Below are 23,712 nucleotides of genomic sequence, written 5' to 3'. Positions count from 1 at the left end.
GCCGCAGGTACTCCCGGGTATGATCTCGCTCGACGAGGCGGTGACGGCGCGGCTCGAGTCACACGGGGCGCGTTTCGAAGTGTTGGTCGACCCGGACGCGGCGCTCTCGATCAAACGTGACGAGTTCGACGGCGACCTCGAGGAGGTTATCGCCGCGGAGGACGTCTTCGAGGACGCCTCGCGCGGCGATCGACCGGCGGAGAACGATCTCGAGAAGGTCTTCGAGACGACCGATCCGCTCGAGATCATTCCGGCGGTGATCAAAGAGGGAGAGATCCAGATCACGGCCGAGCAGCGCCGCGAAATGCAAGCCCAAAAGCGCAAACAGCTGATCGATACGATCGCGCGCAACGCCGTCAACCCGCAGATGGACAACGCCCCGCACCCGCCCGAGCGAATCGACAACGCGCTCGAGGAGGCCGGTTTCACGGTCGACCCGATGGAGCCGGTCCAGACGCAGGTCGACGACGCGCTCGACGCGCTCCGTCCCGTCATCCCGATTCGATTCGAGGAGGTGACCATCGCCGTCCAGGTCCCCGCCGAGTACGCGGGAAGCGCGCAGGCGAAAATCCGTCAGTTCGGCGATCTAGAGCGCGAGGAGTGGCAGCCCGACGGCTCGTGGATCGGCGCCGTCACGTTTCCCGCGGGGATGCAAAATGACTTCTACGAGGTCGTCAACGAACACTCGAGCGGGGAGGCGGAGACGCAGATCGTCAAGGACAAAGACGACCTGCGAACCCGGTAACCCGCGGGGAGCGGTCGTGCCGAGCACGGGATTCAAGACGATTCGACGCGTACCGTTGGCTATGACTTCGGGCCAAACAATGGAGGTGTTCGACCGGCATCACTAGCGTGTTCGGGTACGGTTCGCCCCGGGGGCGCCGGGCGCTGGCCTTCGAAGAACGCCATCGAGGACACCTGCGACGAGCAGCCGCGCCGCCGCGTGCCGATGGACGCCGTCGCTCGCCGACGCGTCGCGGTCGTACGCGCTCGAGTCACGTTCAGATACCACTATGAAAGCGATCATCGCAAAGCGCGTCGACTCCGGAACGCCCGATACGAGCGAAATTTGCGACCTCGCCGCCGCGGCGGGGTACACCGTCGTCGGCGAGGTAACGCAATCGCGACGAGCCGATCCCGCGCTCCAGTTCGGCGAGGGGAAAGCCGAGGAACTCGCGGGGCTCGTCGAGGAAACCGACGCGACGACCGTCGTCTTCGACAACCGACTCGGCCCCTACCAGACGTACAACCTCGGACAGCTTCTTCCCGAGGGCGTCGAGGTGATCGACCGGTTTACCCTGATCCTCGAGATCTTCGGTCAGCGCGCCCAGACCAGGAAGGCACAGTTACAGGTCGAACTCGCCGAACTCAGGTACGAACTGCCGCGAGCGGAGGCGAAAACGAGCCTCGCGAAACGCGACGAACACCCGGGATTCATGGGGCTTGGCGAGTACGACGAGAGTCGCGAACGGGACATCAAAGCCCAGATCAGCCGGATCACGGACGAACTCGAGCAGATCGAGCAGACGGAAGAACACCGCCGCGAGCGCCGGCGCGACTCGGGGTTCGATCTGGTCGCGCTCGCGGGATACACGAACGCGGGCAAGTCGACCCTGCTTCGGCGGCTCGCGGACGATCTGGACGTCGACGAGAACGACGACCGCCACCCAGATCTCGAGGCCACCGCCGAGTCCGAAGACAGGCTGTTTACGACGCTGGGGACGACGACCAGGCGTGCGAACATCGAACCGCGGGACGTGCTGGTGACAGACACCGTCGGGTTCATCAGCGACCTCCCACACTGGCTCGTCGAGTCGTTCAAATCGACGCTGGATTCGGTCTACCGGGCAGACCTCGTCTTGCTCGTCGTCGACGTCAGCGAAGACGTCGACGAGATCCACGAGAAACTGGTCACCTGTCACGACACCCTCTACGAGCGCAACGAAGCGCCGATCGTCACGGTGTTGAACAAAATCGACAGCGTCGACGACGACGAGCTCGCCGAAAAGCGCGAAGCCCTCTCGTCGCTCGCACCGGATCCGGTCACGGTCAGCGCGCGAGAGGGAACGAACGTCGACGCGTTGCTCGAGCGGATCGACCGCGAGCTCCCGGAGTGGGAGCGAGAACGGTTGATGCTCCCGATGACCGACGAAACGATGAGCCTGGTGTCGTGGATCCACGACAACGCCAACGTCGACGACGTGACCTACGGCGACGAGGACGTTCTCGTCTCCTTCGAAGCTCGACCGGCCGTCATCTCGCAGGCGCGCTCGCGCGCGAGCGAACTTCCCGAGGCGACGACGGCAGACTCCGCGTAGTGAATCAGTCTTCTTCGGTCTCGTCGCCGAACGATCCGTGGAGGTCCGCCACGACGTCGATGACCCGCCGAAGCTCCGCGCTCGGCTCCCGTCTCACGACGGTATCGCTTCGCCGGTCGTACTCGAGAAGTCCGGCGGCGTGCAACTTCGGAAGGTGCTGGTGGCGAAGCTGAATTTCGACCCGCTCGCTCGATTCCGAGTGATCCGAGACCGGGCCCGTTTCGTCGTCGGCCGCGGCGAGCGCTCGCGCCAGTTCGTCGACGGTCCACGTCTCCCGTTCGTCCAGACGCGCCAGGAGTTCGCGTCGATGTTCGTCGGCCAGTACGATCAGAAGGTCGTCTAGGTCGAACGGATTCGCCACTGTCTGTCCCTGTTGAATACGGGTACCAGCTAGACGCCCGTGAACTGTGCAGGTGCATATGCACAGCCCCCGTCGTTTTTTCGATGGCCATCCCGGCGTCGTTGTCGGGGCCTTAGGACTCCGTCGTCACCAGCGTCACCTCGAGGAGGTTCCGCAGGCCTCGGTTGAGCCGTCGCGTGAACGCCTGTCGGGAGATGCCGACGGTCTCCGCTAGTTCGGTGAGGTTCGTTCGCCTGGGTACGTCGAAGTAGCCTTCCGAGACCGCAAGCGACAGCGCGTCTCGCTGTTTCTCGGTCAGCGGATCGGACCGAACCGCTGGCGAATGGCCCTCCGCGTAGATCCTGTTGACGTCGACGGTTCGGGTGATCTCCTGGCCGACGGTCTCGAACTCTCGGAGTACGGCGCGCGACGGAAACCGTGCCTCGAGGTAGAGTCCGTCTGCGGTCCGTCTCGCTTCGAGGATCGTGACGTCGAGTTCCCGACAGGTCGGGAAGACGAGCGGCTGTTCCGGCGGGAACGGTTTCGTGACGATTCGATACAGGTGACGGTCGTCGATCGACGTCACCGATCGGGCAGTCTCGATCGTCGGATCCACCGACAGGGCAGCCTGACAGTCGGTCTCTGATACCCCCGTCATCCACCAGAAGAAGACGTAGTAAACGGTGCCGGATTCCGTTCCAACGTAGTGGTAGTCCTCGAGGAGGAACTCGACCTCCGGTTCGAGCTCGAACGTCCGTTCGAACAGGATCGGATTCTCCGAGAGAACGAGTTGTGCAATTACCCCCATAGTTTTCACATAGTGGACAGATATATAGATCGTTCGGCGGAGCCCGAACGATGGGACGTCGACTCGCACCGCTGAGACCCAACCATATAAATCGTAGACTCGAGTCCCGTAGGATATGGAACGTGTTGCAATCATCGGTGCGTCGATGACCCAGTTCGGGCAACGCGAGGGCTGGATCCGGGAGCTCCTCGCGGAGGCCGGAATCGCGTGTCTCGAGGATGCGGGCGTCGATGCGGACGAGCTCGACCACCTGTACGTCTCGAACATGGCGAGCGGCGAGTTCGAAGGGCAAACCGGCGTCGTGAACGCGCTGGTCCACGACCTCGACGCGATGCCCGCCTACACACAGCGCGTCGACCAGACGAGTTCCAGCGGCGGCGCGGGAATCTACGCCGCCTGGCAGTCGATCGCCAGCGGGGCGAGCGAGCTGACGCTGCTGGTCGGCGGCGAGAAGATGACCCACCGGACGACCGGCGAAGCGACCGACGTCATCGCGTCGCTGACTCATCCCGCCGAGTACAAACACGGCGTGACGTTGCCGTCGTTCGCCGGGCTGACGGCGCGACACTACCTCGAGCGCTTCGACGCGCCCCGGGAGAGTCTCGCCAAGGTCGCCGTCAAAAACCACAGAAACGGCGTCGACAATCCCAACGCCCAGTTCCGGAAGGAAGTCGACCTCGAGACGGTCCTCGAGTCGCCGATCGTCGCCGATCCGTTGCGACTGTACGACTTCTGTCCGATCACGGACGGTTCGGCGGCGCTTCTGTTCTGTCCGGAATCGGTCGCGCGGGAGTACGCCGACGAGTACGTCGTAATCGCGGGCATCGACGGGGCGACGGACACCCACGTCGTCCACGAGCGCGACGATCCGACGATCATGGGTGGCGTCGTCGAGAGCGGCGAGGGGGCCTACGAGATGAGCGGTTACGGGCCCTCGGACGTCGACGTCGCGGAACTGCACGACATGTTCACGATTCTCGAGTTCCTCCAGATGGAGGGACTGGGCTTCGCCGAGCAGGGCGAGGCCTGGGAACTCGTCGAGGACGGGAAGACCGACAGGGACGGCGAGTTCCCAATCAACACCTCCGGCGGGCTCAAATCGAAGGGACATCCGCTCGGAGCCAGCGGCGTCGCACAGGGCGTCGAGATCTACGAACAGCTCGTCGGCGAAGCGGGGCCGCGACAGGTCGATGCGGAGGTCGGGCTCTGCTGTAACGTCGGCGGCTTCGGAAACTGCGTCATTACGACCATCATGGAGGCAGCACGATGACGATGGAAGCCTACCGGTACGAGGACGGATCGATCAGCTACCCCGGACACCCGCGCGGTCCGGGCGGAACCGAACCCGTCGAGACGATCGACCTGAGCGAGCACACCGCCGAAGTCATCACCTGGACGGAGAGCACCGCAACGCCGCCAGGAGTCCGCGAGCCGAACACCCTCGCGATCGTCGAGTTCGACCTCGGTGAGGCCGGCTCGAGCGACGGCGACGAGACGGTTCGTGCGATCGGGCAGGTCACCACCGACGAGATCGAAACCGGTGAGGCCGTGCGGCCGGTTCACGTCGACGAGCTCCGCGAGCCCGGTGCCGGCATCCGCGAGCCCGAGAGCCAGGACTGGGACGGGTACCGATTCGAGCCGATCTAGCGCCGGCCTACGGTTCCTCGGTCCCGGTTCCGTCGCCGCCGTCGTCTCCGGTTCCGTCGTCGGTAGCGGTTTCGTCGGCGTCGCCGCCGTCGGACTCGTCGGCCGCGACGTCCGGATCGTCGGGTCCGTACCGATCCTTCAGCGTCTCGAGTTCGGCGTCGACGTCGACGTTCGAGCCGTCGTCGTCCGGGCGTCCGCTCTCGACGTCGATCTCGACTGCACCCGTCGACGACTCCCGCGTTTCGAGTTCGTCGGTCGCGTCTGTGAGCCGTTCGTCGACCTCGTCGCGAAGCTCGCGGGCGTCGGTGAGCAACGATCGCGCCCGATCGTCCGCGGGGAGCGTCCCCTCGGACGTCGCGCGCTGCAGTTCTGACAGGACGGTGTCCAGACGCGAGAGCGTCGTCCGGCGGAGTTCGTTCGCCCGATCGCTCGAGACGGTGACGGCGTCGGACGTTCGATCTCTCACCTCCCGCTCGGTTCTGACGATCTCGATACCGCGTTGAAACGCCTCGAGCGCGCGCACGCTCGAGTTCAGCATGGCGAGTAGCGCGGGAATCGCCACCTCGTCGGTGAACGAAAGCAGTTCGCGCGGCGTCGGCGGACGAAGCGGTGGACGACGCCGGGGCGACTCGAGTTCGTGGGAGAGCTCGTCGATCGTTCGTGCGAGCTCCCGAATGGCTTCGGCGAGTTCCTCGTCGGTGTCGGCCATATCGTCACTACGGCGGCCCGCATGAAAAACGAGCCGATCGAATCGGTGCGGACGCCGGTCTTCGCTTGCGGCCGGCTCGCGGGGTTCGATCGCTCCGAACCGACGGCGTGACTCGCGTGAAATCGCTGTGGCGGTCCAAATTTAGGTACCCTCGAGTGAACGTTTCTTTCAAAACCGTTTCGGATGGCGGGACTGTACTAATATTAAACCGTTCTGGAAGCATAACTATTCTACTAATGTACAGTTGTGTGGCCTGGGGGCCACACCTGTACTACAAGCACAGATTGAGGCCAGAGGATTTATATCCTGGAACGGAAAGAGTCCGGCTAATGCTACTCTCAGTCGATCGTTCGCAGGCGGATTCGGACCAGTCACTCAGCTTCGAGATCATCGCTGCGATCGCAGAACGGGAAGGCGTCGATCCGATCGACATCGAACCGCCGAAGTACGACGCACTCTACGAAACGATCAATCCCGAGGCACTGGATTCGCTGTTTGCGCCCCGAGCGAACGGGACGGCGCGAACGACCGGTCACGTCGAGTTTCCCTACTGTGGGTATCTGGTCGTCGTCTCGAGCGACGGCGACGTCGAGATCCGAGAGTTACCGGATCACGGCTGACCGCTCGTCGAACCGGCGGACCGATCACCGCCGTGTTTCGATTCGAGAGTGCCACTCCGACGGCAGCGGACGCGACTCTCCAGTTTCGTCGTCGACGACCACCTGTACCGTCCGGGCGGTGGCCGCCCGTTCGCCGTCCGCACGGATCTCGTACTCGATCGGCACGCTCGAGGTTCCGAGTTCCGCAACGCCGAGTGCGACCGTGACGGTCGCGTCCGATTCGATCGGTCTGGCGTACTCGATCTCGAGGTTGACGAGGACGGTTCCGACGTCGACGAGCGAAACGTCGAGAACGTCGGTGAAGTACGCTTCTCGCGCCTGCTCGAGATACGTCGCGTAGACGGCGTTGTTCACGTGACCCATGAAGTCGACGTCGCGAAGTCGCACGTCGATGCGTACCTCGTAGTCGTAGTCGCTCATGTCGAAGAGAGTGTGATGCACCACCGTATGATTGCCGTTCGGGTCGACGGCCGTACCGACCTTCGATCGCCGGTCGCTGTCGAACGTCAGTCGAGTTCACTGATTCCAGACCGGGACGTTCAGCGATCGGGACAGGCGGCCTCGAACACCTGCTCGTGCAACTGCTCAGTTACGGTTTCGAGAAGCGGCTCCATGTTCGTCGTGTCCGCCCGATTGTACTCGATCAGCGTCTCCAGTGCATCGTCGTCGCCGCGTTCGTACTGGTGCCAGAGGCGGACGGCGTCCCGACCGCTCAGATCGGGCAGTCCGCGATCGATTCCCAGCTCGCGTTCGATCGCCTTCAGCCCGCCGCCGAGACCGAGTTTCTTGCAGGGATACATGAGGTCGAGGTGCGGAACCGTCACGTCGAGGTCGTAGCAGGTCTCGAGGAAGGGAACGTCGAACCGTCGGCCGTTGAACGTGACCAGAAGCGCCGATCGCTCGAGTTCCGTCTCGAGGCGCTCGACCGTGAGGTCGTCGCCGTTGACGAACGTCTTCGTCTCGCCGCCGCGGTGGAGCGTGACCGTCGTGACGTCGTTTCGCGTCGCGTCGAGGCCGGTCGTCTCGATGTCGAGGAAACACGCGTCGTCGCGAACGTTCTCGTACAGTCGCCACCGACTGGCGGCGGGCAGTCGTTCCGCGAAGACGGAGACGTCGCCGCGCTCGAGGTGGGTTCTGCCCTCCTCGATGAACCGCTCGATCCGATCGGCCAGGGTGTCGCCGACGACGCTCCCGTCGAACTCGTCCCAGTGAGTGATACCCTCCGTCCAGAGCCGCCGTTCGGTGGCCTCTCCGACGCCGCGAACGGGGATGAAGCTGTTCTCGATTCGCACACCGTCCAGAGGGAAGGGAAGCGATAAAAGCGCTTGGATGGCCAGTCACGACGCCCGCGTCGGGGGAGAACGTCGGGTGCCGTTCGCACAACCCGGCGTCGAGTCGACCGGGACTCGGGCGGCCGACCGCGATCGATTCACGCCCTCGGTTCGGGCTCGACGTTTCGAGGGAAACGCTCGCTCCCCGCCGACAGCGCCGGCTACAGGTGAACCCAGTCGGTCTTCGCGTCGCGATCCCGGAGGTGCCACTGCTGTTCGTGGACGCCGTCGCGGGTCCGGAGTTCGACGACCGCATCGAACATCGGCTCGAGCAGCGAGACGGCCTCGTGGTCGCGCGACACCGCCAGGTGGTAGTGGCCCATCCCGCGGCTCTGATCGATCCGCGAGGTCGTGACGTGTAACAGTCGGAACACCTCCTCGGTGTCGTAGTTCTGCAGCAGCGACACGAGTGAATCGACGCACACGCGCAGTTCGGACGGCTCGAGGCCGCCCGCGTCCGTGTCGAACTCGTCGATCGTCTCGATGATCTCGAGTCCGAGTCGACCGAGCGACGTCCGTTCGTCGCCCGACGTCTCCCCTTCGGTCGTTCGGTCGTCGACCGGAAACTCGATCGTCACCGTCGGTTCGCTCGCTGGACAGTCGTTGTGGGCGCGTTGACTCGCGTCCTCGGTGACGACGACCCTGTATCGTGACGCGCCGGCGGACTCGCCACACAGGCGGTGACAGGCCGCGGTGTGGGCGTCCGCAGTCCCGCTCCCGACGAGCAAGAGATTACTCCCCTCACGCTTGAGCGTGTCCAGCGTTTGTGCGAACGTCGCTCGTTCGACCCCCATATTCCCCGATTTACTTTCCATTCGACCCAACAAACGAGAAAGAATAAAATAAATATTGCGGCCAGAACCCTTCGAAAAAGTGAGTCGACGCGTTGTGTTCTCACCGCCGACACGATGTACCATCCCTCCGTGGACGGAACGGATTCGACAGCCGCGGGCGACAGTTCGCTGGCCGAGGACCGTCGTCGGTCGGTGTCGTCAACTCATCGCGTCTCTCTCGGTCGCCCTCGAGTGGCGACCGCGACCGATCATTTTAACTATCCAACAAATTTATGTTAGTGGACGTGAACGTACGAACGACGGGGAAGTGGGCACATCGTCGTTGCCAGCGCGACCGCCCGGACGAGACGACTTCCTCGTCACCCACCATTCCGATCGTCCGCTGGTGAAGGGGCGCTCCTGCCCTCGTACCCTTCTGGTCGCGTTGTGGAATGCGACGAGCGTTCTCGGCGTCGCTCACGGCAGTCGAGTCGATCCGCTCGAGAGCCGCCACCGAGACGGGACGAGGAGACCGTGAGAGAGCTGGACTGTAACGGGTTGGAGAGCGAGCGGTTGCGTATGGGGACACCACGTGATCGCGCTCTCAACGTGTACTCATCGCCCCCGTCCCGGCTCACCGTTTTCGGATCGACGAGACGCGATTTCGGAGCCACGTCGACGCCGACCACCGGCCGACGAGTCGTGCCGCGGCCGTGACGCTGACGTACGCGAGGGCGATCCCGGCGAGTACGTCGATCGCCCAGTGGATCCCGAGATACATCGTCGAGATGGCGACCGAAATCCCGAGGACGGTAGCGAGCAGGAACCAGCCGGGGTAGACGCCCCGCGTCCGGTAGGCCATGAACGTGACGGTCGCCGCGAGCGAGGTGTGAAGCGACGGCAGGACGTTCGTGTTGCGGTTGACCTGCCGGGTGAGGTGTTGATACTGCGGATACGTATCGTACAGCAGCGCCTCGACCAGTTCGGGCATCACGTTTCGCGGGCCGTACGCGACGATGAAGACGTACAGCACCAGTCCGAGCGCGTAGTTCAGCGTGTACGCCGCCAGCAGCTCCCTGAGCGGTCTCGTGTTCGAGAGCGCGAAGTAAGCGACGACGGGAAAGACGAGCAAGAAGATGTAGCCGTAGATGTAAATGAACGAGAAGTACGCCGTCAGCGTCGGCGTCGCCTGTGACTGCAGCCAGACGATGAACTGGCCCTCGAGATCGTAGATCGCCCAGGTGAGGTTCCAGTCGAGTATCCACGAAAGCTCCGGGACGACCTGTCTGGCGACGCTGTTGAACAGGAGGACGACCGCCAGCAGGACGGTTATCGGAGCCACAGCCCGGAGTCGTCGCCGCCACTCGAGGCGGGTATCGCGCAGCCGGTACCGGCCGACGAACGCCGCGGTCGAAACGATCGTCAACAGCGTGATGACGACGAGCAACTGGGTGAGCACGCGGACCAGCATCAGCGACTCACCCGGAGTCGATCGCCGTCGTGTCGAAAGCCCGCGTCTTCGAACGCATCTCTCACGGCAGTTTCGTTCAGTCGACCGCCTTCGCCGAGAAACGGCACCGCGGGGTCCTCGCCGTTCCACTCGAGCGCGTCGGGGACCCACTCCGGCGTCACCGGCGTCGCGACGGGGCGGGCGTGTCCGTCGAAGACGTCCTCGACCAGCCACTCCTTGTCGAGGAGGCGGCCGACGACGCGCCGAAATCGCGGATTGCCGAACGGCGCTTTCCGGGCGTTGAATCCCAGGTGATAGAACGACCACGACGGCGTCTCGAGCACCCGAACGTCCTCTCTCGAGGACTCGAGTACGTCGTCGACCACGTAGCTCTCGAGTGGGAGCGTCGTAACGTCGGCGTCGTTGTCGGCGACGCGCTCGATGGCCGACGTGCTTCGCGGATCGATGCTCACCCGAAGCGCGGCGACGGTCGGCTCGGGACGGTCGACGCCGTCCTCGAGCGTGAAGTGGTCGTCGAAGCGCTCGAATGCGACGTAGTCGCGTTCTTGCCACTCGGTAAACCGGAAGGGGCCGCTCCCGATCGGCGGAACGTTGTCGGTCACCAGCGCCTCCGTCGTTCCGCCGGCCACGCGGACGCCCGGAACGGACGGAACCTCCGATCGCTCCTCCCAGACGTGTTTCGGTAACACCGGCACCGTCAGCGCTCGCTCCGCCGCCGGCGCTCCCGTTTCGAACGACAGCTCGAGACGGTGCTCGTCGAGGTCGTCGACCGACTCGACCGACGCGACGCGGCCGCGATAGCGCGGCGACGGCGCCGCGACGTCGCCGCCGAGCGTCGTGTCCGCGAGAAACCGATAGGTGAACGCCGCGTCCTCGGCCGTGAGCGTCTCGCCGTCGTGGAACTGACAGTCCTCGCGAAGATCGACCGTCATCGTTCCGTCGTCCCACTCCCAGTCGGTCGCGAGCCAGGGCGTCACGTCACCGTCGTCGGTCTCCGTCGCAAGCGAGTCGTAGACGAGGTCGGCGATCCCGCCCTGGTCGCGGTACTCGACCATCAGCGGATTGAGGTTCTCGGCCGGGCGGGCGTCGGTGTGGACGACGCGAAGCGTCCGATCGTCGGCGTCGTCTCCGACCGGCTCGAGCCCGAGGAGAGCCGTCCGGGTCGCGAGCGAGGCGTCGTCCCAGCCGTCGAACCGGTCGGTCCTGGCGAGGCGGTACTCGTCGGGGACGCAGATCGGAACGAACGGTTGTTCGGCCGCCAGCGCCTCGAGAGTGTCTGCAACCGCCTCCTCGCGGTCGTCCCCGTCGGCCGCACGTTGGGCCTCGAGAACGTCGTCGAACGCCAGGTTCGAGAAGCCGAACGGGTTCTGCCAGCCCGCCTCGTCGACGTAGCGCGAGTGGAGCGCCTCGTAGAGGTAGTCCGGATCGACGCCGCCGGGATGCTGGCCGACGTAGACGTCGAAGTCGTGGTTGATGAGGACCGATCGGAAGAACTCCTCCTGAGAACGCATCTCGATGCGTACGTCCATTCCGGCGTCTTCGAACGCGGCTCGGACGGCTCGTGCGAGCAAAATGCTCTCCCTGTCGCCGTCGGCCGGAACGGTGGTGATCGTCAGCGAGAGCTGATCGATCCCGTCCCGGTTGACGATGCTGCGGACGCGACGGACGCACCCGCTCGTCCCGACCGTCAGCCCTGTCGTCGCCGCGAGCACCGCTCTGCGACCGACGAGGGGTCTATCGCAGCCGTCCGAAACGGAGCCAGTCATCGAGGTTCGATCGACTGTTCGCCGCTTTCGGATAACAGTATTGCGTTGTACGCACGAACGAAAACGCGGTCACTCCGCGTCATTCGCCGCTCCTGATTCGGCCGACGGCTCGTACAGTCGGGCGTGTCGCTCGCAGAAGGAGGGATCGCGAAGCTGCGCTTCGATCAGCGCTTCGTGGTAGTGCGCGTTGAACAGCCGACACCCCTCCCGATCGCAGAACCCCTCGCCCGTCTCGAGGTAGTGGTAGGGCTGGAGCGCGTACCCCTTCAGCGCGTCGGTGGTCCGCGGATCGTCCTCGACGAGGAACTCGCCTTCGACCTGGTTCTCGAGGACTTCCCGCGGCGGCGTATCCCCCGAGAGCAGCGCGTGGCGTTGCTTTTCTTCGTAGTACGACTCGGGTTTCGCGGGCGCCTCGTAGAGGCCGGGAACCGAGACGATTGCCGGCTGGCCCAGAACGTTCACCCGCTTGTGCCAGCGGCCGTCGTGGTCCCCCCACGTTCCGATCGCCCGGTCCAGGACGGCGACGTGCAGCGTCTCGAGACCGCGTTCGTCCGCCGGCAACGCGGCGTTGAGCGCCCGCTGGACGACCACGCCGTCGTAGAGGACGCCGCCCTCCCGCGCGGGATCCTCGAGCGCGCGCTCCTCGTAGCGGATCGTTCCGAGCATCGTATTTCCCGTGTCGCGGTCGTACGGCGACGTCACGCGCGCCTGCGCGAACCGTTCGGGGAGGTCGTCGCTCCGGTGGACCTCGAGAAATCGGTCGCGGACGACGACGTCTGCGTCGATTCGCCGCCTCAGCCAGTCCGCGAGTTCGCCGACGTCGGCGACGGCCGAGGGGGCCCGATAGAGAACGACTCGATCGACCATGTATTCCCTAGTCGTACCACCGGGTGAAACCTTTGCGGTTGGCCGGCGGTCCGGACGGGCGTTCGGTCGGTGCGCCCGCCTGGCGTCGCGGCCACCGATGCTCGAGCCCGTCGCGAATCGGCGTCTTCCGCGCCCTCAGACGGACCGGCAGGGATCGTTCCAGCAGACCGTCTCAGCCGTCGATGCTCGACCCCGTCTCGGAGACCGCCTCGAGGAGGTGGCGCTCGCGAACGCGGTCGCCGGCTCGCATCGCCGCGCGGGCGGCGTTGTCCGCGAGCAACGCGAGGTCGCTCGCCGCGTAGCCGTCGGTGTACTCGACGACCGCCTCCCACGGGAGCCCGTCGGCGACCGGCCGGTCTCGAAGGTGAACCTCGAGTATCTCGCGTCGTGCGGCGGCGTCGGGCGGCGGCACCTCGATTCGCTCGTCGAATCGGCCGGATCGGAGGATCGCGTCGTCGACGTCCTCGAGCAGGTTGGTCGCCGCGACCACGACGACGTCCTCGTCCGTCAGCCCGTCGAGTTCGGTCAACAGCTGGTTGACCATCTGGCGCTGGCTGGCCCCTTCTCTTTCGCCGCGCGAGCCCGCGATCCCGTCGATCTCGTCCAGGAAGACCAGACACGGCGCGTTCGCTCGTGCGATCTCGAACAGGTCCGAGACGTTCTGAGCCGGCTTTCCCATCCACTTGCTGGTCAGATCCGCGGGCGTCACCTCGAGAAAGGAACAGTCGAGTTCGCCGGTGAGCGCCCCCGCGACGTAGGTCTTTCCACACCCCGGTGGACCGTACAGCACGACGCCGGTCGTCACGCCGAGTCCGTACTCGGCGTACCGCTGTGCGTTCTCGAGCGGATCGATCACCCTCTCCCGGAGCCGATCTTTCAGCCCGTCCATCCCGCCGACGTCGTCGAACCCGCGGTCGACGGACGGCGTCATCAGCGACCGCGCGCTCAACTCGACGCCGTCGGGCTGGGTGATCGTCTTGGCGGTTCCGAGGGCCGAGCCGGCCCAGTCCGGCACGCTCGAGTCCGTCTCGGAGACCGAAGCCAGCAGGTGCTCGGTATCGATCTCCGCGCCGTCGCCGAGCGCTCGACGGGCCGCGTCGGTCGCGACGTACTCGAGGTCGCTGGCGGCGTAGCCGGCCGTCCGCTCGACGACGCGCTCGAGGTCGACGTCCGCACACACCGGCCGCCCCTGGAGGTGGATCTCGAGGATCTCCCGGCGCGCGGGCGGATCCGGCGGCGGCACCTCGATCCGTTCGTCGAACCGGCCCGTCCGAACGATCGCGTCGTCGACGTCCTCGAGCAAGTTCGTCGCCGCGAGGACGAGCACCTCCTCGGAGACGTCCTCGAGTTCGGTCAGCAACTGGTTGACCATGCCGCGTTCGCTCGTGCTCGACCGGTCCTCCCTGGCGCTCGCGATCGCGTCGATCTCGTCCAGAAAGAGCAGACAGGGAGCGTTCGCCTCCGCGATCGAGAAGACGTCCCGGACGTTCTCGGCGGGTTTGCCCATGTACTTACTCGAGAGGTCCGCGGGCGTCACCTCGAGAAAGGAACGGTCGAGTTCGCCGGCGAGCGCCCCCGCGACGTAGGTCTTTCCACACCCCGGCGGGCCGTACAGGAGGACGCCGGAGACCGGATTGAGTCCGTACTCCCGGAACGCCTCCGGCCGGCGGACGGGATCGACGATCGTCCGCCGGAGGGTCCGCTCGAGTTCGACCATGCCGCCGACGTCGCCGAAACACCGGTCCGGGCTCGGATCGACGAGCGTCCGCGCCTCGAGCTCGGCACCGTCGGGCTGAACCGGCTCGCTGGATCGGGACCCCTGGTCCGGGTTCGGAACGGACCGGCCGTCCCCGACGCGGTCGGACGAATCAGCCGGACCGTCCGCGGAACCGTCCGGCGAGTCCGTCGATCCGTCGCCGCTCGCGTCATTCCCGTCGCTCGATCCGGCCCCGTCCCGGACCGGTTCGGAGGGGGCGGCTCGTCCGGTCGCCGTGTGGGCGAACCGCGAGAGTCGACCCTTGTCCTCGCGCAGGAACGCCGAGAGCCAGTCGTGGGCTGATTCGCCGTCGCCGCGTGCGTCTTCGACGTCTCGAACGACGCCGATGAGGTCGCGGTCGTCCGGCCGGTACACCTCACAGACCCAAAACGGAAGATAGAGCCGCGTCACGTCGACGACGCCGCCGAACGAGTCCGGCTCGAGGTCCGCCGGGAGGTCGAACGTCTCGGCCAGTCGCTCGGAAAACGACGACGCGATCGACGGCGGATCGTCGAACGCTCGGGACTCCGCGATCTCGCCCAGTCGCTCGGGAAGCAGCCGCTTCGCGCGCTGGGTCGGCACCTGGAAGTCGAACAGGACGGACCGACCGGGCCCGGACCGATCGCGACCGAAGTCGTACGCCCGGAGCGACACCGTCTCGAGGTCGTCCGCCCCCGCTCGATACTGCTGGAGCGCCGCGTGGTTGTCGGCCCACAGGCCGTCGAGCAGGGTCACGCTGCGGGCGGTTCCGTCGCCCCACGGGAGTCGTCCCGATCGCTCGTACTCGTACTCGAGGCGGAAGACGGGGTAGAACACCCGGTGAAAGCGCGTGATCTCGGCGTCCGTTCCGACGGCGGCTTCGGCGTACGACTCGAGGGCGTGTTTGACCGCCCCACCGGAGGGAAGGGTTCTGTCGACGTCGATCTCGGCGGGGATCATTCGATCCCGCTCACCTCCACAAACGGCGAGCGGAATCGGTCGTTCGTCCGATGTGTCTGCATCGACCGCTCGTTACCGTCGAACCGAAATGTCACTATCGGTCTATTTCGACCCCCTGGTTCGGATGGCGAGAACTCGCTCGAGCCGGCGTCGGACGGACCGTCGTCGGCCGATGCCGTTGCGGCCGCGTCCGTCTGGGGTCCCGCCGGCAAACCGGTACAACAGACCGTCTCAGTCGTCGGCCGGGGCGGCCCGGGAGGTGAGTTCGACCGGCTCGGCGTCGACCTCGAGTTCGTCGAGGGCGACCTGGGCGGCGCGTTTGCCCGAGACGAGCATGGCACCGAAGGTCGGGCCCATCCGCGGCAGGCCGTAGGTCGTGGCGGTCGCCATTCCGGTGGCGATCAGGCCGTCGTGGACGAGGCCGGTGTGCTCGACGACGGCGTCCTCGCTCTTGCCGACCCACATGGAGTCGTGGCCGGGCGAGTCGTGACCGGGTGCGCCGTAGGTGTCGTCGTCTGTCTGGTCCATGACCTTCCCGCGCTCTTTTGCGTCCTGAATGCCCGGTGCGTCGAGGACGCCGCGCTCGTCGAGTTTGGTGATCGCCATCGCGTCGTGGCCGGTGGCGTCGATGACGAGGTCGGCCTCGACGGCGATCGGGTCGACGCAGGTGATCTCACGCGGGAGCGCGTGGACCGGCGTCCAGTTCATGACGATCCCCGAGACCCTGTGGTCCTCGCGGATGACGATGTCGGTGAACTCGGTCATGTTCTGCATCTTCGCGCCGGCGTCGCAGGCGGCCTTGATGAGCCCGGAACAGGCCTCCGGGCCGTTGGCCACGTACAGCCCTTCGCTGTCCTGGGACTGCTTGTAGGAGACGTCCAGTTCCTCGAGGACCTGCTGTGCCGGGTCGCGCACGGTGACCTTGTTCATCAGGAAGCCACCGAGCCAGAAGCCGCCGCCGAGGTAGTTGTTCTTCTCGACGACCATCACCTTCACGCCGCGTTCGGCGAGTTCTTTCGCGGCCGTCAGCCCCGAGGGGCCGCCGCCGACGACGATCACGTCCGAGTCCGAGAAGTCCATGAACTCCTCGGTCCACTCCTGTCCGATCGCGCGGGTCACGTCGGCCTCACCGACCTGGCTGAACTGCTCGAAGTCGCTCATACAACTAGGTGGTAGCATCCGGTGGTGAAAAGTCTGTCTGTCCGTCTCGGCCGAATATTTCGGCCCAGCAGCCGTGAAAAGACGGGTGAGCCACACGCAGCACTCGCGAACTGACATCGGTCGGTAATCACGGATATCCCGGTTGGCGACGGAACGGACGCGCCGACCGCGTGATCTCGACGCCGATCCGACGTCGAGGTGTGGTACACTCGAGGGACCGTCAGTCGAGAAAAACGAGAATTCAGTCCGTCGAATACGATGTATCAACCGAAAACGCGTACCGGGTAGCTCGGTGGCGACGCCGGCCGTCACTCGGTGACGATGACGGTACCGACCATGCCGGCTCGAATGTGGGGTTCGCAGATGTAGTCGTAGGTCCCCGCGACCTCGAAGGTGTGTTCGAACGTCTCGCGGGTGCCGAGGCGACCGCCGCGGTACTCGTGCCAGGCGTCGACGGCGGTCGCCTGATCCTCGTAGTCGCCGGTGGCGAAGTACTCGGCTTCCTCGGGGATGCCGTCGTCGAGAGCCGTCACGGTGTGGTCCGCGTCGCTCGTGTTCTTCCAGACGACGGTGTCGCCGACGCTGGCCTCGTACTCGACGGGGGCGAACTCGGTGCGCGTCATGCCGATGTCGCAGTCGTCGCCGCCACACGGTTCGCCGTCGAGGACGCTGAGGAGGGACGTACACCCCGCCAGACCGCTCGAGGCGGCGGTGGCGACGGCCGCGAGGTAGACGCGCCGGTGCATGGGCCGAGTTGGGGTAGTCGAAATATAACCCCCCCGGTTCGTTCTCGATCGCTCGGAAACGGCCGGGGGATCGCCGAGTCGTGGCGAAACGAAAACACGTAAGGTACCCGCCCGCCGAATCCGCGAACATGCTCCCGCGGTTCGTCGGCCGGCTCGGGGTCGCCGACGCGGTGACGATCGCCAACGCCGCCCTGGGGTTCGTCGCGTGCGTCGTCGCGTTCGTCGACATCGACCTCGCGGCTCGACTCATCCTGCTCGCCGCCGTCGCCGACGGGCTGGACGGCATCCTCGCCCGCCGGTACGGCGGCACCGACGCCGGTCCCTACCTCGACTCGCTCGCCGACGTCTCCTCGTTCGCCGTTGCCCCCGCCGTCCTCGCGTTCGTCGTCGTCACCGACGGTCTGGGAATCGGCTTCGAGGCGATGACGAGCGAGTTGCTCCTCGTCGTCGCGGTCTGTGCGCTGTTCGTCGCTACGGCCGTCACGCGACTCGGGATGTACACGGCCTACGACGTCACCGGCAGCTACACCGAGGGCGTCCAGACGACGCTCGCGGCGACGATCCTCGGCGCGGCGATCCTCGCGGACGTCGCCGGCCCGTGGCTCGTGCTCGCGATCACGGGCGCGTTCTGTTACCTGATGGTCTCGCGGATCGAGTACCCCGATCTGCTCGCCCGCGACGCCGGGATCATGGGCGTCGTCCACGTCCTCGCGGTGCTCGTCCCCGAGTTCGCCAACCGCTCGTTTCCCTTCGCACTCCTGATACTCGGAATGGCCTACATGACGCTCAGCCCCTGGTTCTACTGGCGCGAGGAGCCGGCGCCGGCGCAAACGGACGTGCATGGAAACGCTTAGGGCGATCCTGACACGACCGTAGCGTATGGACACTGTCACGCGTCGCCATCGTCGCACAGCGAGGGTGAGAGCATGAGCGAAGACGGCGCAAACGGTGACGAGCCGGACGGCGACGATGCCGAGGGGTCGGCGTCGGTCGATCTCGAGTCGATCCGCGACCGGCTCGAGTCGGTGCGTGGCGACGTCGAGTCCCGGTCCGACGACCTCGAGGCGGCCGAAACCGAGGACGACCTCGACGTCGTCGAGGCCGACCTCGAAGACGTCCGCGCGGACCTCGAGGACATCGAAATCCCGGATCCGCCGGAGACGGACGACGACGAGGACGAAGACGACGAGCCGACGCCGGAAGAGCAGCTTCAGGAGACCTACGACGAACTCGAGGACGACCTCTCGGACCTCGAGTCGGACCTCGAAGACCAACGGGGTCCGTACGCCGAGGACGTCGTCGGAGAGATCGACGGCGTCGAGGGCACGATCACGGGAACGCGCTGGACCGTCGAGGGCGACGAGGAGCTGATCGACGCGGTCGACTCCTTCCTCGCGGACGTAAACGACCTGCTCGGAAGCGACGTCTCGACCGCCGACGACCTCGAGCCCGCAAGCGGCGCGGAACTCGGCGAGAAGGCGGACGAGGAGGGCAACGTCCCCGAACGACTCTCCGAGGCCCTCGAGGCGGTCACCGCGACGGTCGAGGACGCAGCCCTCGATCCCGACGACGACGCGGAGACGATCGCGGCGCTGCTCGAGCGCTGTGACGACCTCGAGGGAGACGTCGACGACGCGACCGCCTGGACCGACCTCGAGGTGCGCGAGCAGCTCCGACGCGAGGGGTTCTACGACGTTCTCGACCACGTCAAGGACTTCCCGCCCGAGTGGCACGCGCTCAAGGTCCACGAAAAGCGCGGCAACGTCGAGATGATCCTGCTGGCCTACGAGAGCCTCGATTCTGACTTCATGGAGGAACACTGCCTCGAGGCGCTCACGCGGATGGGGCCCGAGGAGGCGATCGATCCGATGCTCCAGCAGGCCGGCCGCCGGGACACCGACGCGATGGCCGTCCTGGGCAAGATCGGGATCGCCGACGAGGAGGTCGTCGACACGCTGCTCGATTACGTCGATTCCAATCCCGACCTCCAGAAGCCGGCGTTCAGGGCGCTCGGAGAACTCGGCGCGGAGGAGGCCGTCCAGCCGATCGCCAACCAGCTCGCCGAGAACAATCCCGACGTCCGAAGCTGGGCCGCTCGAGCGCTCGGGCTGATCGGGGACACCCGCGCCATCGACCCCCTCGCCGACCTGCTCGAGACCGACGACGAGGATCGAGTCCGCGCCAGCGCCGCCTGGGCGCTCAACCAGATCGGGACCCGGGATGCCCTCGAGATCGTCGCCGACTACGCCGACGACCGCGCGTACCTGGTCCAGGCCGAAGCCGAGCGAGCCGACCTCGAGCCGGCGGCCTGAGACGGTTTACCGTACGTCAGTTCCGGCGCACCTGCGACCCGGGCGGCGGGTGCACCGGTACATCGGGACAGTAATCCGTACGAGACGGTCTGGCGTGCCGTTATTCCGATCGACCGCTGGACGGCTCGCGGTCGCTCCGGAACCGACCGACGGCAGTCGGGATGAGACGGTCGACGTCACCACTGTATCCGGCCGGGGGCGCACAGTTATCCGGCGCGAGTCCGTACGTCCGGATAACGAATGCAATTCGTCGAAGAGATCGTCGTCGATGAGTTCCTGCCGACCGTCAGATCGATGCTCGCAGCGGAGCTTCGCGAGCGAGGTCTCACGCAGAGCGAAGTCGCCGACGTCCTCGGAATCAGCCAGAGCGCCGTCTCGAAGTACGCACACGGCGACGTGACCGTCAACGATCGCATCGCGGGCGACGAACGCATCGAGACGTTGGTCGCAGAGCTCGCGGACGGACTGGCCGCAGGCGACGTCACGCCCGTTCGCGCACTGATCGAAATCGAGATCTTGATCCGCGAACTCGAGACCGGCGGCGACCTGCTCGCACAGCTCCACGAGGAGGGGGTCCCCGAACTCGCGGATCACGGCTCGAGCTTTCGCGTACACGATCCCGAAAGCGACCTTCGAACGAGCGAGCGCGTGCTCTCGTCGCTCCGGCGCGGACTGCGAATCCTCGAGAACGCAAGCGGCTTCACGGCGCTGATCCCGGCGGTGGGCTCGAACCTGGTGGCCTGCACGCCCGACGCCGAGGACGTCGACGACGTCGCCGGCGTTCCGGGTCGGATCTTCGACGTCAAGGGGAAAGCGACGGTGCCGGCCGATCCGGAGTTCGGCGTCTCGGAGCACGTCGCGACGATCCTGCTCGCGGCGCGACGACACGACGCGGACGTCTCGGCGGCGGTCAACATCGCCTACAGTCCCACGTTACTGGATCGACTCACCGAGATGGGACACACGACCGCCGAGTTCGACGAGTCGGACGACGTCGTCTCGAGCGTCGGCGCGGCCGTCGACGAGGTGCCCGAGGCGACGGTGCTCTACCAGACCGGCGGGATGGGGATCGAACCGCTGATCTACGTCCTCGGCACGGACGCGGAATCGGTCGCGGACGACGTCAGGACGCTGCTCTGAGACGACGATGGATCGAACGTCGAAACTCGAGACGCTGCGGTCGATGTCGACGGAGGACGCCCGGGAGTTCTACGGCCGCTGGGCGGGCCTCTACGACGTGATCGCTCGTCGAACCCCCGGCGTTGCGCGCCTGCGGCGGCGGGCGGCGGCCGCCTGCCGGCTCGAGCCCGGCGACACCGTCGTCGAGATGGGCTGTGGAACCGGGGCGAACCTCCCGTATCTCCGCGAGCGCGTCGGCTCCGACGGAACCGTCGTCGGGGTCGACTTCACGGGGCCGGTGCTCGAGCGGGCGCGCGAGGCGACCGCCGCCTACGACAACGTCCACGTCGTCCGCGGCGACGCGACGCGGCCGCCGATCGGGCTCGACGGAGCGTCGGCGGACGGCGACGGAGCGGCGGACGAAAACGGGGTGGCAGTCCCGGACGCGACGGACGGGATCGACGCGATCCTCGCGACGTTCGTCGTCGGTATGCTCGAGGATCCGGCGGGCGCGGTCGACGACTGGTGCGACGCGGTCGGTCCCGGCGGCCACGTCGTGCTCGCGAACGCCGCGCGAAGCGACGCGTGGTACGCGCCGCCGGTCAACGCCGTCTTTCGGGCGATCGTGGTCCTCTCGACGCCGCCCACGACGAAACTCCGATACGAGAACGCGCCTCACCTGCGTCTCGACGCGAAGATCGACGCCGCCCACCGACGGCTCCGGGAGCGGTCGGCGGCGGTCGCCGACGAGACGCACGTCTTCGGCGTCGTTCGGCTGACCGGCAGCCGACTCCCCGGCGGTGCGGAAGGCGACCGCCGCGGCGAGTGACGAATCGAGGAAAGACGTCCGATCCCGTTGTCCCGCGAACCGCACGCGTTCTTCCGCGAGCCACACGCTGTCGTCCCGGGAACTGTACGCTGTCGTCTCGACCGCCCTCGAGGCGAAACCCTGCCACTCCGTCGCCTCGAGACGCGCCTGCGCTACTCCGGCGAATCGAGTCCTTCGTACTCGCGAATCCGCTCGCGGACGGCCTCGGGTATCGGCGTCGGACGATTCGCCTCCCGATCCAGGTGAACCATGGTTGTCTCCGCCGTCGCGGCGACGTCGCCGTCGGCTCGAATCTCGTAGCTCATCGTACAGCTCGACTCCCCGAGTTCCGACACCCAAAGCGCGACGGCCGGCTCGTCGTCGAGGGTGAGCGGCCGTCGGTAGTCGATCTCGAGGTTCGCGACGACGAACGAAAGCTCGTCGAGCGGAACCTCGAGCACCGACTCGGTGTACTCGAGGCGGGCCGTCTCGAGGTAGCTCGCGTACGTGGCGTGGTTGACGTGATTCAGCGGGTCGAGGTCGCGAAACTGGACGGGAACCTCGACGGTGAACTCCTCGCTCATGCACGTCGTGGGTCGCGAGTGAGACGGATGTACGCACCGGTTCCGGAGAGAACGCAACATCAATACGTCGACCGGCGAAATCCCTGGTATGGACGTCGCCGCCGAACGGATCGATCGCCTCGAGGAACTGGCTCGAGCGGCGGCGGCGGACGGCGACGACGAGCGCGCGCGGTACTACGTTCGCCTGGCGCGTCGCATCGCCGAACGAAATCGGCTGTCCCTGCCGCGATCGTTCCGGCGCTTCACCTGCGACTCCTGTGACGCGTACCTCCGACCGGGCGCAAACGCCCGCGTCAGGCTCCAGGACGGTCACGTCGTCGTGACCTGCGACTGCGGCGCACACGCGAGGTATCCGTACGAGGAGTGACTCGGCCGTCGCCTTCGACACTGTCCGCGCGAGGGTCGCGCGTTCCGTTTCGCGAAGATTCAAACCACCAGGCTTCCTTACTCGCGGCTATGGACCGACAGGAACGCAAGCGACGCGCACACGACCTCGACGTCACCGTCTGGGTCGGCAAGAGCGGCATCGAATCGGTCGTCGACGAACTCGACGATCAGCTCTCGGACAGGGACCTCGTGAAAGTGAAGTTCCTGCGCGCCGCCCGCGCGGGCGATCCGACCGAGGAGAAGGCGGCCGATCTCGCCGAGCGAGTGAACGCCGACCTCGTGGATACGCGCGGACACACGGCCGTCCTGTATCGATGACTGCCGGCCCTGCGATCGCGCAGGCCGCCGATCCGGAAACCGGCGGCGTCGTCGCCGACCTCGCCGAGGGAGTCGTGGGGAGCGCGGCCGCCGCCGCGGCGCTCGAGCGGGCGATCCTGTTCGTCGTCGCGTTCGCGGTGGTCTACCTGATCGGCCGGCTGCTCGTCATCCCGCTGTTGACCCGAGCGTTCGACCACCGCGACCTCGATCGCCACGCCCGCAGGCCGCTGTTGAAGGTCGCGAAGTTCGGCGTGATCTTCGTCGCCGTCGCGGTGGCGTTCGGGGCCGCCGACTTCGGCAACTTCCTCGTCTCGATGGCCGGCATCGCCGCCGCGGGGGCGCTCGCGGTCGGGCTGGCGATGCAGAACGTCATCCGAAACTTCGTCGCCGGCGTGTTCATCTACATCGACGGCCCGTTCAAGATCGGCGACTGGATCGAGTGGGACGACCACGCGGGCGTCGTCGAGGACATCAGCCTCCGGGTGACCCGCGTTCGGACGTTCGACAACGAGTTGCTGACCGTTCCGAACTCGCAGCTAACCGAGAACGTCCTCAAAAACCCCGTCGACGCAGACCGGCTCCGACTGAAGTTCGTCTTCGGCATCGGCTACGGCGACGACATCGACCGGGCGACCGAGATCATCGCCGAGGAGGCCGAGCGCCACCCCGACATCGCGGACGATCCCGAGCCGTCGGTCCGGCTCACCGAACTCGGCGACTCGGACGTCGGCCTCCAGTCGCGGTTCTGGATCGAAGATCCCTCGCGAGCCGACTTCGTCCGGATCAAAGGCGAGTACGTCACCGCCGTCAAAGAGCGCTTCGACGAGGAGGGAATCGACATTCCCTACCCCGTCCGGACGCTCGAGAGCGGGCTGGCACTCGAGGCCGATCGGGACTCACCCGTTCCGACCAGCTAACGGGAGACGAACCGC

25 protein-coding genes are annotated in these 23,712 nt (G+C 66.3%); 12 read left to right on the top strand and 13 right to left on the bottom strand.

Translation table 11 applies throughout. The features are described from left to right. Window positions 1–19 precede the first annotated feature (19 nt). Both EA472_RS00605 and hflX read left to right on the top strand, forming a co-directional pair. Window positions 20–745: a ribosome assembly factor SBDS gene (locus tag EA472_RS00605; protein ID WP_124189584.1), complete on the top strand. Its 726-nt coding sequence runs from the start codon at window positions 20–22 to the stop codon at window positions 743–745. Window positions 746–1,013: 268 nt separating this feature from the next. Further along, entirely contained in the window at window positions 1,014–2,318 is a 1,305-nt protein-coding gene (hflX, locus tag EA472_RS00600; RefSeq protein WP_124189583.1) for a GTPase HflX, read from the top strand. 4 nt (window positions 2,319–2,322) lie between these two features. Here the strand turns inward: hflX and EA472_RS00595 are convergent, their stop codons facing one another. Beyond that, a complete protein-coding gene (locus EA472_RS00595; RefSeq protein WP_124189582.1) occupies window positions 2,323–2,679 on the bottom strand; it encodes a DUF7344 domain-containing protein in 357 nt (118 codons plus the stop codon). A gap of 112 nt (window positions 2,680–2,791) precedes the next feature. Further along, a complete protein-coding gene (locus EA472_RS00590; protein WP_207891102.1) occupies window positions 2,792–3,466 on the bottom strand; it encodes a helix-turn-helix domain-containing protein in 675 nt (224 codons plus the stop codon). A 115-nt stretch (window positions 3,467–3,581) separates the two neighbouring features. On the opposite strand from EA472_RS00590, the gene EA472_RS00585 reads away from it, so the two are divergent. Together EA472_RS00585 and EA472_RS00580 are read left to right on the top strand one after the other, a co-directional pair. Further along, window positions 3,582–4,736, top strand: a complete 1,155-nt coding sequence (locus EA472_RS00585; protein WP_124189581.1) for a thiolase family protein — start codon at window positions 3,582–3,584, stop codon at window positions 4,734–4,736. Then, window positions 4,733–5,113 carry a nucleic acid-binding protein gene (locus EA472_RS00580; RefSeq protein ID WP_124189580.1) on the top strand — a complete coding sequence of 127 codons (381 nt, stop codon included), beginning with the start codon at window positions 4,733–4,735 and terminating at the stop codon, window positions 5,111–5,113. The genes EA472_RS00585 and EA472_RS00580 overlap by 4 nt, the downstream gene beginning before the upstream one ends. A gap of 7 nt (window positions 5,114–5,120) precedes the next feature. Here EA472_RS00580 and EA472_RS00575 read toward each other — a convergent pair whose 3' ends face one another. Then, on the bottom strand, window positions 5,121–5,822 hold the full coding sequence (locus EA472_RS00575) for a DUF7547 family protein (RefSeq protein WP_124189579.1): 702 nt from the start codon (window positions 5,820–5,822) through the stop codon (window positions 5,121–5,123). A 329-nt stretch (window positions 5,823–6,151) separates the two neighbouring features. Here EA472_RS00575 and EA472_RS00570 point away from each other — a divergent pair, with 329 nt between their 5' ends. Then, window positions 6,152–6,442, top strand: coding sequence for a HalOD1 output domain-containing protein (locus EA472_RS00570; RefSeq protein ID WP_124189578.1), 291 nt, complete (start codon window positions 6,152–6,154; stop codon window positions 6,440–6,442). A 24-nt stretch (window positions 6,443–6,466) separates the two neighbouring features. On the opposite strand, the gene EA472_RS00565 is transcribed toward EA472_RS00570, so the two are convergent. The 9 genes from EA472_RS00565 to EA472_RS00525 all read right to left on the bottom strand — a co-directional run bounded on the left by EA472_RS00565 (window position 6,467) and on the right by EA472_RS00525 (window position 17,252). Continuing rightward, window positions 6,467–6,862 carry an acyl-CoA thioesterase gene (locus EA472_RS00565; protein ID WP_124189577.1) on the bottom strand — a complete coding sequence of 132 codons (396 nt, stop codon included), beginning with the start codon at window positions 6,860–6,862 and terminating at the stop codon, window positions 6,467–6,469. A gap of 119 nt (window positions 6,863–6,981) precedes the next feature. Further along, window positions 6,982–7,734 carry a ribonuclease H-like domain-containing protein gene (locus tag EA472_RS00560; RefSeq protein WP_124189576.1) on the bottom strand — a complete coding sequence of 251 codons (753 nt, stop codon included), beginning with the start codon at window positions 7,732–7,734 and terminating at the stop codon, window positions 6,982–6,984. 200 nt (window positions 7,735–7,934) lie between these two features. Further along, window positions 7,935–8,588, bottom strand: a complete 654-nt coding sequence (locus EA472_RS00555) for a DUF7504 family protein (protein ID WP_124189575.1) — start codon at window positions 8,586–8,588, stop codon at window positions 7,935–7,937. Window positions 8,589–9,180: 592 nt separating this feature from the next. Next, window positions 9,181–10,017 (bottom strand): phosphatase PAP2 family protein, encoded by an 837-nt coding sequence (locus EA472_RS00550; RefSeq protein ID WP_124189574.1) that lies wholly within the window; start codon window positions 10,015–10,017, stop codon window positions 9,181–9,183. Further along, window positions 10,017–11,783: an ABC transporter substrate-binding protein gene (locus tag EA472_RS00545; protein ID WP_124189573.1), complete on the bottom strand. Its 1,767-nt coding sequence runs from the start codon at window positions 11,781–11,783 to the stop codon at window positions 10,017–10,019. Before EA472_RS00545 ends, EA472_RS00550 begins: the two co-directional genes overlap by 1 nt. Window positions 11,784–11,852: 69 nt before the next feature. Further along, window positions 11,853–12,650: a DUF7001 family protein gene (locus EA472_RS00540; RefSeq protein ID WP_124189572.1), complete on the bottom strand. Its 798-nt coding sequence runs from the start codon at window positions 12,648–12,650 to the stop codon at window positions 11,853–11,855. 172 nt (window positions 12,651–12,822) lie between these two features. Further along, window positions 12,823–15,345, bottom strand: coding sequence for an AAA family ATPase (locus EA472_RS00535; RefSeq protein WP_124189571.1), 2,523 nt, complete (start codon window positions 15,343–15,345; stop codon window positions 12,823–12,825). A 231-nt stretch (window positions 15,346–15,576) separates the two neighbouring features. Next, the gene (locus tag EA472_RS00530; RefSeq protein WP_124189570.1) at window positions 15,577–16,506 is read right to left on the bottom strand and encodes a sulfide-dependent adenosine diphosphate thiazole synthase; all 930 of its coding nucleotides are present in this window, start codon (window positions 16,504–16,506) and stop codon (window positions 15,577–15,579) included. A 308-nt stretch (window positions 16,507–16,814) separates the two neighbouring features. Further along, window positions 16,815–17,252 carry a cupredoxin domain-containing protein gene (locus EA472_RS00525; protein WP_124189569.1) on the bottom strand — a complete coding sequence of 146 codons (438 nt, stop codon included), beginning with the start codon at window positions 17,250–17,252 and terminating at the stop codon, window positions 16,815–16,817. 128 nt (window positions 17,253–17,380) lie between these two features. Between EA472_RS00525 and EA472_RS00520 the strand changes: the two genes are divergently transcribed. The 4 genes from EA472_RS00520 to EA472_RS00505 all read left to right on the top strand — a co-directional run bounded on the left by EA472_RS00520 (window position 17,381) and on the right by EA472_RS00505 (window position 21,512). Further along, window positions 17,381–18,106, top strand: a complete 726-nt coding sequence (locus tag EA472_RS00520; RefSeq protein ID WP_124189568.1) for a protein sorting system archaetidylserine synthase — start codon at window positions 17,381–17,383, stop codon at window positions 18,104–18,106. Between the two features lie 72 nt (window positions 18,107–18,178). Then, entirely contained in the window at window positions 18,179–19,564 is a 1,386-nt protein-coding gene (locus tag EA472_RS00515; RefSeq protein ID WP_124189567.1) for a HEAT repeat domain-containing protein, read from the top strand. A gap of 240 nt (window positions 19,565–19,804) precedes the next feature. Further along, window positions 19,805–20,704 carry a thiamine-phosphate synthase family protein gene (locus EA472_RS00510; RefSeq protein ID WP_124189566.1) on the top strand — a complete coding sequence of 300 codons (900 nt, stop codon included), beginning with the start codon at window positions 19,805–19,807 and terminating at the stop codon, window positions 20,702–20,704. Window positions 20,705–20,711: 7 nt separating this feature from the next. Continuing rightward, entirely contained in the window at window positions 20,712–21,512 is an 801-nt protein-coding gene (locus tag EA472_RS00505; protein WP_394341334.1) for a class I SAM-dependent methyltransferase, read from the top strand. A gap of 152 nt (window positions 21,513–21,664) precedes the next feature. Here the strand turns inward: EA472_RS00505 and EA472_RS00500 are convergent, their stop codons facing one another. After that, entirely contained in the window at window positions 21,665–22,075 is a 411-nt protein-coding gene (locus EA472_RS00500; protein ID WP_124189565.1) for an acyl-CoA thioesterase, read from the bottom strand. Window positions 22,076–22,163: 88 nt separating this feature from the next. Between EA472_RS00500 and EA472_RS00495 the strand changes: the two genes are divergently transcribed. The 3 genes from EA472_RS00495 (at window position 22,164) to EA472_RS00485 (ending at window position 23,697) form a co-directional block, all read left to right on the top strand. Further along, complete coding sequence (locus EA472_RS00495) at window positions 22,164–22,442, top strand: ribonuclease P protein component 4 (RefSeq protein ID WP_124189564.1); 279 nt, start codon at window positions 22,164–22,166, stop codon at window positions 22,440–22,442. Between the two features lie 89 nt (window positions 22,443–22,531). Beyond that, window positions 22,532–22,780, top strand: a complete 249-nt coding sequence (locus EA472_RS00490) for a YhbY family RNA-binding protein (RefSeq protein ID WP_124189563.1) — start codon at window positions 22,532–22,534, stop codon at window positions 22,778–22,780. Continuing rightward, the gene (locus tag EA472_RS00485; protein WP_124189562.1) at window positions 22,777–23,697 is read left to right on the top strand and encodes a mechanosensitive ion channel family protein; all 921 of its coding nucleotides are present in this window, start codon (window positions 22,777–22,779) and stop codon (window positions 23,695–23,697) included. Before EA472_RS00490 ends, EA472_RS00485 begins: the two co-directional genes overlap by 4 nt. Window positions 23,698–23,712 lie beyond the last annotated feature (15 nt).

Origin of the sequence: Natrarchaeobius oligotrophus (assembly GCF_003841465.1) — an archaeon.
Lineage (GTDB): Archaea > Halobacteriota > Halobacteria > Halobacteriales > Natrialbaceae > Natrarchaeobius > Natrarchaeobius oligotrophus.
The sequence above is the reverse complement of the archived record's forward strand: the minus strand, read 5'-3'. Positions and strand labels throughout refer to the sequence as shown.

What these genes read in the sequence shown, in the direction of transcription:
- EA472_RS00605 (WP_124189584.1), top strand. Translation starts at nt 20, where the DNA reads ATGATCTCGCTCGACGAGGCGGTGACGGCGCGGCTCGAGTCACACGGG.
- hflX (WP_124189583.1), top strand. Translation starts at nt 1,014, where the DNA reads ATGAAAGCGATCATCGCAAAGCGCGTCGACTCCGGAACGCCCGATACG.
- EA472_RS00590 (WP_207891102.1), bottom strand. Translation starts at nt 3,466, where the DNA reads ATGGGGGTAATTGCACAACTCGTTCTCTCGGAGAATCCGATCCTGTTC.
- EA472_RS00585 (WP_124189581.1), top strand. Translation starts at nt 3,582, where the DNA reads ATGGAACGTGTTGCAATCATCGGTGCGTCGATGACCCAGTTCGGGCAA.
- EA472_RS00580 (WP_124189580.1), top strand. Translation starts at nt 4,733, where the DNA reads ATGACGATGGAAGCCTACCGGTACGAGGACGGATCGATCAGCTACCCC.
- EA472_RS00575 (WP_124189579.1), bottom strand. Translation starts at nt 5,822, where the DNA reads ATGGCCGACACCGACGAGGAACTCGCCGAAGCCATTCGGGAGCTCGCA.
- EA472_RS00570 (WP_124189578.1), top strand. Translation starts at nt 6,152, where the DNA reads ATGCTACTCTCAGTCGATCGTTCGCAGGCGGATTCGGACCAGTCACTC.
- EA472_RS00565 (WP_124189577.1), bottom strand. Translation starts at nt 6,862, where the DNA reads ATGAGCGACTACGACTACGAGGTACGCATCGACGTGCGACTTCGCGAC.
- EA472_RS00555 (WP_124189575.1), bottom strand. Translation starts at nt 8,588, where the DNA reads ATGGAAAGTAAATCGGGGAATATGGGGGTCGAACGAGCGACGTTCGCA.
- EA472_RS00550 (WP_124189574.1), bottom strand. Translation starts at nt 10,017, where the DNA reads ATGCTGGTCCGCGTGCTCACCCAGTTGCTCGTCGTCATCACGCTGTTG.
- EA472_RS00545 (WP_124189573.1), bottom strand. Translation starts at nt 11,783, where the DNA reads ATGACTGGCTCCGTTTCGGACGGCTGCGATAGACCCCTCGTCGGTCGC.
- EA472_RS00540 (WP_124189572.1), bottom strand. Translation starts at nt 12,650, where the DNA reads ATGGTCGATCGAGTCGTTCTCTATCGGGCCCCCTCGGCCGTCGCCGAC.
- EA472_RS00535 (WP_124189571.1), bottom strand. Translation starts at nt 15,345, where the DNA reads ATGATCCCCGCCGAGATCGACGTCGACAGAACCCTTCCCTCCGGTGGG.
- EA472_RS00530 (WP_124189570.1), bottom strand. Translation starts at nt 16,506, where the DNA reads ATGAGCGACTTCGAGCAGTTCAGCCAGGTCGGTGAGGCCGACGTGACC.
- EA472_RS00525 (WP_124189569.1), bottom strand. Translation starts at nt 17,252, where the DNA reads ATGCACCGGCGCGTCTACCTCGCGGCCGTCGCCACCGCCGCCTCGAGC.
- EA472_RS00520 (WP_124189568.1), top strand. Translation starts at nt 17,381, where the DNA reads ATGCTCCCGCGGTTCGTCGGCCGGCTCGGGGTCGCCGACGCGGTGACG.
- EA472_RS00515 (WP_124189567.1), top strand. Translation starts at nt 18,179, where the DNA reads ATGAGCGAAGACGGCGCAAACGGTGACGAGCCGGACGGCGACGATGCC.
- EA472_RS00510 (WP_124189566.1), top strand. Translation starts at nt 19,805, where the DNA reads ATGCAATTCGTCGAAGAGATCGTCGTCGATGAGTTCCTGCCGACCGTC.
- EA472_RS00505 (WP_394341334.1), top strand. Translation starts at nt 20,712, where the DNA reads ATGGATCGAACGTCGAAACTCGAGACGCTGCGGTCGATGTCGACGGAG.
- EA472_RS00500 (WP_124189565.1), bottom strand. Translation starts at nt 22,075, where the DNA reads ATGAGCGAGGAGTTCACCGTCGAGGTTCCCGTCCAGTTTCGCGACCTC.
- EA472_RS00495 (WP_124189564.1), top strand. Translation starts at nt 22,164, where the DNA reads ATGGACGTCGCCGCCGAACGGATCGATCGCCTCGAGGAACTGGCTCGA.
- EA472_RS00490 (WP_124189563.1), top strand. Translation starts at nt 22,532, where the DNA reads ATGGACCGACAGGAACGCAAGCGACGCGCACACGACCTCGACGTCACC.
- EA472_RS00485 (WP_124189562.1), top strand. Translation starts at nt 22,777, where the DNA reads ATGACTGCCGGCCCTGCGATCGCGCAGGCCGCCGATCCGGAAACCGGC.